Here is a 6,228-nt window from a genome sequence, read left to right on the forward strand (position 1 = left end):
GACCCTGACCGCCGCCGCCGTCGCCACCGTCGTCCTGGCGGGTTCGTCCGCCTGCGGCACCATGGAGAACCTGACCGCCGGACAGAAGCTGGACCAGGCCTTCGACAAGCTCGGCAAGGAGCGCTCGCTCTCCTTCGAGCTGGACCTGGACGCCGACGCCGCGACGCTGAAGGCGATGGACAGCGAGACGAAGCCCGCGGACAAGATGCCCGACGAGGTCGCCGAGCTGATCAGCGACGCGCGGCTCTCCGTCTCCATGCGGTCCAAGAAGCCGATCGAGGAGTCCGGCGAGAAGGACTTCACCGCCACGGCGTTGAAGCTCGGCGGCCCGGACGGCGACCTGCTCGAGTACCGGCAGGTCGGCGACTACACCTACTTCCGCGCCGATGTGGCCAAGTTGGGGAAGGCGACGGGCAACCCGATGCCGTCCGCCGACGAACTGCCCGACGGCCCCGGGGCGTTCAAGAAGGTGCTGGCCGGCCAGTGGGTCAAGGTCGCGACGAAGGAGCTCGAGGAGACCCGCGACCAGCTGGACGAGGTGGAGGCCCCCGAAGGCAGGAAGCCCTCGGCGGAGCCCACCCTCGACGCCAGGACGCAGAAGAAGCTGGTGAAGGCCCTGCGCCAGGTCGTCGCCAAGGAAGTCGACTTCAAGACCGGCGGCGGGGCGGACGGCACCGAGCACATCAAGGCCACGGCGCCCGCCCGGACGCTGATGACCGAGCTGGTCGACGAGCTGCGCCCGCTGTCGAAGGAGCTGCCGCCGGGCACCGAACTCCCGACGGCGAAGGAGCTCGAGGAAGTACCGAACAAGAAGGTCACGGCCGACTTCACGCTCAAGAACGGCGCGCTGACCGAGGTGTCCGTGGACCTGGCCACGCTGGCGGAGAACGCCAAGGTCAAGAAGCTGGCGCTGGTGGTGCGCGTGGGCAAGGGCACGGAGGCCAAGGCACCGGCCGGAGCCACCGAGGTGAAGCTGGACGAGCTGATGGCGGACTTCTTCCAGGGCGGCGCGGCGGGCGCGTTCTCGGAGGAGTCCTTCGAGGAGGGCCCCCAGGGCTGACGCGCGGGCGGCGGGCGGCGGACGCCAGGCGCAGGGCTTCCGGCCTCGGGCCTCGGGCTTCCGGCCTCGGGCTTCCGGCAGCCAAGGGTGATGTCTCGATCATAGGTCGGCCCGCCCGCACCCCGCATATGATCTTCAGAAGTCGCCTCGGCGTGCCGATGCATCGGGCATCGACACTGAAGGAGGCCCGCCATGGGCGACGTTCTGACGGCCCTCGCCCCACCCGCCCTGCTGTGCGCGAGCGGCGTGTACGCGGCCGGTTCCTGCTGGTGGCGCCGGAGGCACCCCGCTCCGCCGCCCTATTCGCAGAGCGCCGCCCGGCTCGCCGAACTCGACCTGCTGGCGGTCACCGAAACCATCGTGCGGGAGTCCTGGGCGGAGCTGGACGAGCTCTACCGCGCCGCCCCGGCGCCGGACCCCCGGGCCGGATCGCGTCCCTGACGGCCCGCACCGCGCAACGGCCGCGGCCGGCGGGAAAGCCCTGGATACGGCGTACGTGCCGATGGCATGCTGGCGGCGTGAACGGACCGGAGATCCACCTCAGCGTCGCCCCCGAGCTGCACCTTTTCGTCGCCGCGGCCCGCCGCGGCGGGCCCACCCCGCTGACCACCGACGGAGCCTCGACGCTCGGCCACGTGGTCGAGTCGCTCGGCATCCCGCTGACCGAGGCGGGGCGCCTGCTCGTGGACGGCCGCGAGGTGGAGGTGTCGCACGTGCCGGGGGCGGGCGAGCGCGTCGAGGTGCACGCGGTGCGTCGCCCGCAGGAGGTGCCGGGGGCGCCGCTGCGCTTCCTCCTCGACGTGCACCTGGGCACGCTGGCGCGGCGGTTGCGGCTGCTGGGCGTGGACGCGGCGTACTTCAGCGAGGACGTGGGCGACCCGGCGCTGGCCGCCTACTCGGCCCGCGACCGGCGCGTACTGCTGTCGAGGGACCGGGGGCTGCTGCGGCGGCGCGAGCTCTGGGCGGGCGCGTACGTCTACAGCGACCGGCCCAAGGAGCAGCTCGACGACGTGCTGACCCGGTTCGCGCCCGCTCTGGCGCCCTGGACGCGCTGCGTGGCCTGCAACGGCGACCTCGAAGACGCCACCAAGGAGTCCGTGCGGGGGTTCCTGGAGGACGGCACGGAGCGCTCGTACAACGTCTTCGCCCAGTGCACGGCGTGCCAGCGCGTCTACTGGAACGGCGCGCACCACTCCAGCCTGCAGACGATCGTCGACGACGCCATGCGGACGTACGGCGGTGGCACGCGACCCCAGCGGCAGGCTTCCTGACCGGGCACGCACGCCCGTCGCGGCTCGGCGGGCCGGCCAGGCCCCGCTGCCGCCGTCCTACGGCCGCTCCGCCGTCAGATACCGCTGCACGGTGGGCGCGAGCCAGTCGACGATCTCCTGCCGCGTCATCTCCACGGCCGGCGGCAGCCGCAGAACGTACCGCGCCAACGCCATGCCGAGGATCTGGGAGGCCACCAGGGCGGCCCGCGACGGCGCCTGCGCGGGGTCCGGGCTCAGGGCGGCGGCGACCGGTCCGAGCTGATCGCGGAACACCGCCTGCATCCGTTCGGCCCCCGCCGCGTTGGTGACCCCCACCCGCAGCAGTGCGGTCAGCACCTCGTCCGCCTCCCAGCGGTCGAGGAAGTGCTCGACGAGGACGGCGCCCACCTGCCGGCCCGGCAGCGCGCCCGGCTCGGTGAGCGTCCCGACGTCCGGCAGGCGCAGGTCGAACGCGGAGGCGGCGGCGAACAGCCCCTCCTTGTTGCCGTAGTAGCGCATCACCATCGACGGGTCGATCCCGGCGTCGCGCGCGATGGCGCGGATCGTGGCGCGCTCGTACCCGTCGGCCGCGAACCGCTCACGCGCGGCCTCCAGGATCGCCGCCTTCGTGGCGTCGGACCGACGGCGGGGCGGTGCGTCGGAGGTGGGCGAGTCACTCATGTCAACGACTGTAGGCCAACATTCGTTGTGCGCCATCCCCGCAGGCGCGGCGCCCCCGGGAAGACCCCGCTCGAACAGCGCGGCGGGCAGCTCCCGACCCGCTCTCCCCCCGTGGCACGCTGACCGCATGACCGTCGCCCGCTCCGCCGCCCTCTTCGTCGTCGCCGCCCTCTTCGAGATCGGCGGCGCCTGGCTCGTCTGGCAGGGCGTGCGCGGCGGCCCCGGGGGCCAGGGCCGCGGGCTCCTGTGGACCGGCGCCGGCGTCGTGGCCCTCGGCGCGTACGGCTTCGTCGCCACGCTCCAGCCGGACGCCGAGTTCGGCCGCATCCTCGCCGCGTACGGCGGGGTCTTCGTCGCCGGCTCGATCGCCTGGGGCATGGTCGCCGACGGCTACCGCCCGGACCGCTGGGACGTCGTCGGCGCCCTCGTCTGCCTCGCCGGGATGGCCGTCATCATGTACGCACCACGGTCTCGTTAGCCTGTCCCCATGTCTACGCCTATCGCCGTCATCACCGGAGCGAGCAGCGGAATCGGCGCCGCCACCGCGCGCCGACTGGCCGCCGCCGGCTACCGCGTCGTCCTCACCGCCCGCCGCAAGGACCGCATCGAGGCGCTGGAGGCCGAGCTCACCGCCGCCGGCCACCAGGCGACGGCGTACGCGCTGGACGTCACCGACCGCGCCGCGGTCGACGAGTTCGCCAGCGCCTTCCGCACCCTCGCCCTCCTGGTCAACAACGCCGGCGGCGCGCTCGGCGCCGACCCCGTGGCCACCAGCGACCCCGCCGACTGGCGTCAGATGTACGAGACCAACGTCATCGGCACCCTCAACCTCACCCAGGCCCTCCTCCCCGCCCTCACCGCGAGCGGCGACGGCACGGTGGTCGTCCTGTCCTCCACCGCCGGCCACGGCACGTACGAGAACGGCGGCGGCTACGTGGCGGCCAAGCACGGCGCCCACGTCCTCGCCGAGACGCTCCGCCTGGAGATCGTCGGCACCCCGGTCCGCGTCATCGAGATCGCGCCCGGCATGGTCAAGACCGAGGAGTTCGCCACCACCCGCTTCCGGGGTGACACCGACAAGGCGGCCAAGGTCTACGCGGGCGTCGCGGAACCCCTCACCGCCGACGACGTGGCCGAGACCATCACCTGGGCGGTCACCCGCCCCAGCCACGTCAATATCGACCTCCTGGTGGTCCGCCCCCGCGCCCAGGCCTCCAACACCAAGGTCCACCGCGAGCTGTGACCGCGCCGGCGCCCGTCCCACCGGCGCCCTGAGCCACCCGCCGCCGCCCGACACAGCCCGGCACGGCCCGGCACGCGAAAGCGGCCCGCACCGGCAGAAGCACTCCCGGCGCGGGCCGCCGAAGGCGACGCGGCCGTCGCCGCGACGCGCCGGCCGCTACGGCCCGCCGCTCTGGTCGCGGGCCTCGCCCGCCACGTTCCGGCCCGACTCGCGGGCCTGCTCGGTGACCTGGCCGGCCTGCTCACGCGCCTGCTCCTGCGTCGTGCGCGCGGCGTCGGCGGCGGTCTCCTTGACCCCCTGCACCGCCTGCTGCGCGGCCTGCGTGGCGTCCTCCTTCAGATGCTGCGCGGACTCCGCCGCCGCCTGCTTGACCGGCTCGATGGCCCCGCCGGCCCGGTCCGCAAGCTGCGCGGCCGCCTGCTCCTCGGCGTGCGTACCCGGCAGCATCGAACCGGCCAGCAGCCCGGCCCCGAAGGCGATCACACCGGCCGCCAGCGGGTTGCCCTCGGTCTGCCGCAGCGCCTCGTCGGGCGCCCTGCGCACCGCGTCGCCCGCCTGCCCCGCCGTCTGGCGCACGGTGTCGGCGGCCTGCCCCGCGCCCTCCTGCACCGACTGGGCGGCCTGCTGCGTACGGTCCTGCGCGCGGCCCGTGGTGTGCGAAGCGGTGCCCATGACCCGGCGGCGTACGCCCGACACCGCACCGCGCACGCGCCGACTGCGCCGACGCGCCATCCGGCGGGGGCTCGTCCGGTCGGCGAGCCGGTCCACGTCGGCGGACAGCCTCTCGCGCGTCGTCTCGATGTCGGCCCTTACTTGGTCGGGTGACGTGCCCATTGCGCGTCCTCCTTCAGTGTCTGCACGGTCCGTTCCGGCTTGGGTGAAACGTTGCGCATCCGCGCCCGGCCCATCACGAACAGGACGGCGCCCACGACGGCCCACACCCCGGTGACGATCAGCGCGGCCCAGCCGGCGTCCATCAGGTTCGCCAGGCCGAACACGGCCGCCAGCGAGGCGAAGAGCGCCACCATGTACCCGGCGAAGCCCGCTCCGCCGAACATCCCGGCGGCCTTGCCCGCCTTGGTTGCCTCCTCGCGGATTTCGAGCTTGGCCAGCTCCATCTCCTGGCGGAAGAGGAGCTGCACGTCCGAGGTGACCTCCGACAGCAGCTCACCCACGGAGCTGTCCTGCCCCCGCTTGTAGGGGGTCGGTGCGTACGTCGCCATCCCTCACACCTCCGGTGATCCCGGCAGCCCCGCCCACCCGGGCGCCTGAGCCGCTCTGCTGTCGGTCTCCGGCGGGGGGACCTGGACCGGCGGGTCCTGCAGGAACCCGGCGGCGTCGCCGCCCGCCCGGCTGCCGCCGTCACCGCTCACCCGGCCGTCGCCCCTCGCGTGGCCGCCGTCGCCGCCCGCATGGGCCTTGCCGGCCTTCGCCAGCCGCCCCACGGCCAGGCCCGCCAGCGCCGCACCGCCCAGGAACGCCCCGGGCCGCCGCCGCGCGAACCCGCGCACGTCGTCCACGACACCGCTCAGGCCGTGGCTGTCCAGGTAGTCGGCGGCGCGGTGGCCGCCCTGGGCCGCCTGCGTCACCAGGCCGCGCACGGGAGAGTCGCCGGGCGCGTTCTCGGCCATCCCGTCGAGATCGTCCGCCCACTTCCGCAGCGTGCCCGCCGCGCGCTCGGCCTGGCCCTGTACCTCTTCGTTCACGCGACCCCGCAGGTCACGCGCCGCCGTACCGGCCTGCTGCCTGGCCTCGCCGGTGACGGCCTTGGCCTGCTCGGCAACCGAGCCGGCAACCTCAGCCGCCGCCTGCTTGGCCTGGCCGGCTGTGACCGATGCCTCCTCTTTCGCCGTCTGCCCGGCCTGCAGGGCGGTGAGGCCCTCGGGGCGGGCCGTGGGCAGGGAGAGCTGGGCGCCGGAGCCGAAGGCGCCGATGACCTCGGCGGCCGGGAGCTCGCCGGCGGGCAGTGGGGCGGACTCGGCGGCGATCAGCTC

General features: G+C 74.2%; 9 protein-coding genes. 5 read left to right on the forward strand and 4 right to left on the reverse strand.

All coding sequences use genetic code 11. From position 1 onward, the window contains the following. Positions 1–61: 61 nt before the first annotated feature. The 3 genes from E2E34_RS10315 (at position 62) to E2E34_RS10325 (ending at position 2,331) form a co-directional block, all read left to right on the forward strand. Positions 62–1,060: a hypothetical protein gene (locus E2E34_RS10315; protein ID WP_244315604.1), complete on the forward strand. Its 999-nt coding sequence runs from the start codon at positions 62–64 to the stop codon at positions 1,058–1,060. Between the two features lie 192 nt (positions 1,061–1,252). After that, positions 1,253–1,501: a hypothetical protein gene (locus tag E2E34_RS10320; RefSeq protein WP_138901591.1), complete on the forward strand. Its 249-nt coding sequence runs from the start codon at positions 1,253–1,255 to the stop codon at positions 1,499–1,501. Between the two features lie 77 nt (positions 1,502–1,578). Then, positions 1,579–2,331, forward strand: a complete 753-nt coding sequence (locus E2E34_RS10325; protein ID WP_138901592.1) for a Mut7-C RNAse domain-containing protein — start codon at positions 1,579–1,581, stop codon at positions 2,329–2,331. A 57-nt stretch (positions 2,332–2,388) separates the two neighbouring features. Here E2E34_RS10325 and E2E34_RS10330 read toward each other — a convergent pair whose 3' ends face one another. Further along, positions 2,389–2,991: a TetR/AcrR family transcriptional regulator gene (locus E2E34_RS10330; protein ID WP_138901593.1), complete on the reverse strand. Its 603-nt coding sequence runs from the start codon at positions 2,989–2,991 to the stop codon at positions 2,389–2,391. A 127-nt stretch (positions 2,992–3,118) separates the two neighbouring features. Between E2E34_RS10330 and E2E34_RS10335 the strand changes: the two genes are divergently transcribed. Together E2E34_RS10335 and E2E34_RS10340 are read left to right on the forward strand one after the other, a co-directional pair. After that, on the forward strand, positions 3,119–3,469 hold the full coding sequence (locus tag E2E34_RS10335; RefSeq protein WP_138901594.1) for a YnfA family protein: 351 nt from the start codon (positions 3,119–3,121) through the stop codon (positions 3,467–3,469). A 9-nt stretch (positions 3,470–3,478) separates the two neighbouring features. Further along, positions 3,479–4,234, forward strand: a complete 756-nt coding sequence (locus E2E34_RS10340) for an SDR family NAD(P)-dependent oxidoreductase (RefSeq protein WP_138901595.1) — start codon at positions 3,479–3,481, stop codon at positions 4,232–4,234. A gap of 156 nt (positions 4,235–4,390) precedes the next feature. On the opposite strand, the gene E2E34_RS10345 is transcribed toward E2E34_RS10340, so the two are convergent. The 3 genes from E2E34_RS10345 to E2E34_RS10355 all read right to left on the reverse strand — a co-directional run. Next, the gene (locus E2E34_RS10345) at positions 4,391–5,068 is read right to left on the reverse strand and encodes a DUF3618 domain-containing protein (protein ID WP_138897626.1); all 678 of its coding nucleotides are present in this window, start codon (positions 5,066–5,068) and stop codon (positions 4,391–4,393) included. Beyond that, positions 5,044–5,457, reverse strand: a complete 414-nt coding sequence (locus tag E2E34_RS10350) for a phage holin family protein (protein WP_138901596.1) — start codon at positions 5,455–5,457, stop codon at positions 5,044–5,046. Before E2E34_RS10350 ends, E2E34_RS10345 begins: the two co-directional genes overlap by 25 nt. Positions 5,458–5,460: 3 nt before the next feature. After that, the coding region (locus tag E2E34_RS10355) for a hypothetical protein (RefSeq protein ID WP_138901597.1) at positions 5,461–6,228 on the reverse strand (768 nt) is incomplete at its 5' end.

This window comes from Streptomyces albidochromogenes (genome assembly GCF_005981925.1).
Classification (GTDB): Bacteria; Actinomycetota; Actinomycetes; order Streptomycetales; family Streptomycetaceae; genus Streptomyces; species Streptomyces albidochromogenes.

Excerpts from the sequence above, each read along its gene's own strand:
- E2E34_RS10320 (WP_138901591.1), top strand. The coding sequence starts at position 1,253 with ATGGGCGACGTTCTGACGGCCCTCGCCCCACCCGCCCTGCTGTGCGCG.
- E2E34_RS10340 (WP_138901595.1), top strand. The coding sequence starts at position 3,479 with ATGTCTACGCCTATCGCCGTCATCACCGGAGCGAGCAGCGGAATCGGC.
- E2E34_RS10330 (WP_138901593.1), bottom strand. The coding sequence starts at position 2,991 with ATGAGTGACTCGCCCACCTCCGACGCACCGCCCCGCCGTCGGTCCGAC.
- E2E34_RS10335 (WP_138901594.1), top strand. The coding sequence starts at position 3,119 with ATGACCGTCGCCCGCTCCGCCGCCCTCTTCGTCGTCGCCGCCCTCTTC.
- E2E34_RS10350 (WP_138901596.1), bottom strand. The coding sequence starts at position 5,457 with ATGGCGACGTACGCACCGACCCCCTACAAGCGGGGGCAGGACAGCTCC.
- E2E34_RS10315 (WP_244315604.1), top strand. The coding sequence starts at position 62 with ATGGAGAACCTGACCGCCGGACAGAAGCTGGACCAGGCCTTCGACAAG.
- E2E34_RS10345 (WP_138897626.1), bottom strand. The coding sequence starts at position 5,068 with ATGGGCACGTCACCCGACCAAGTAAGGGCCGACATCGAGACGACGCGC.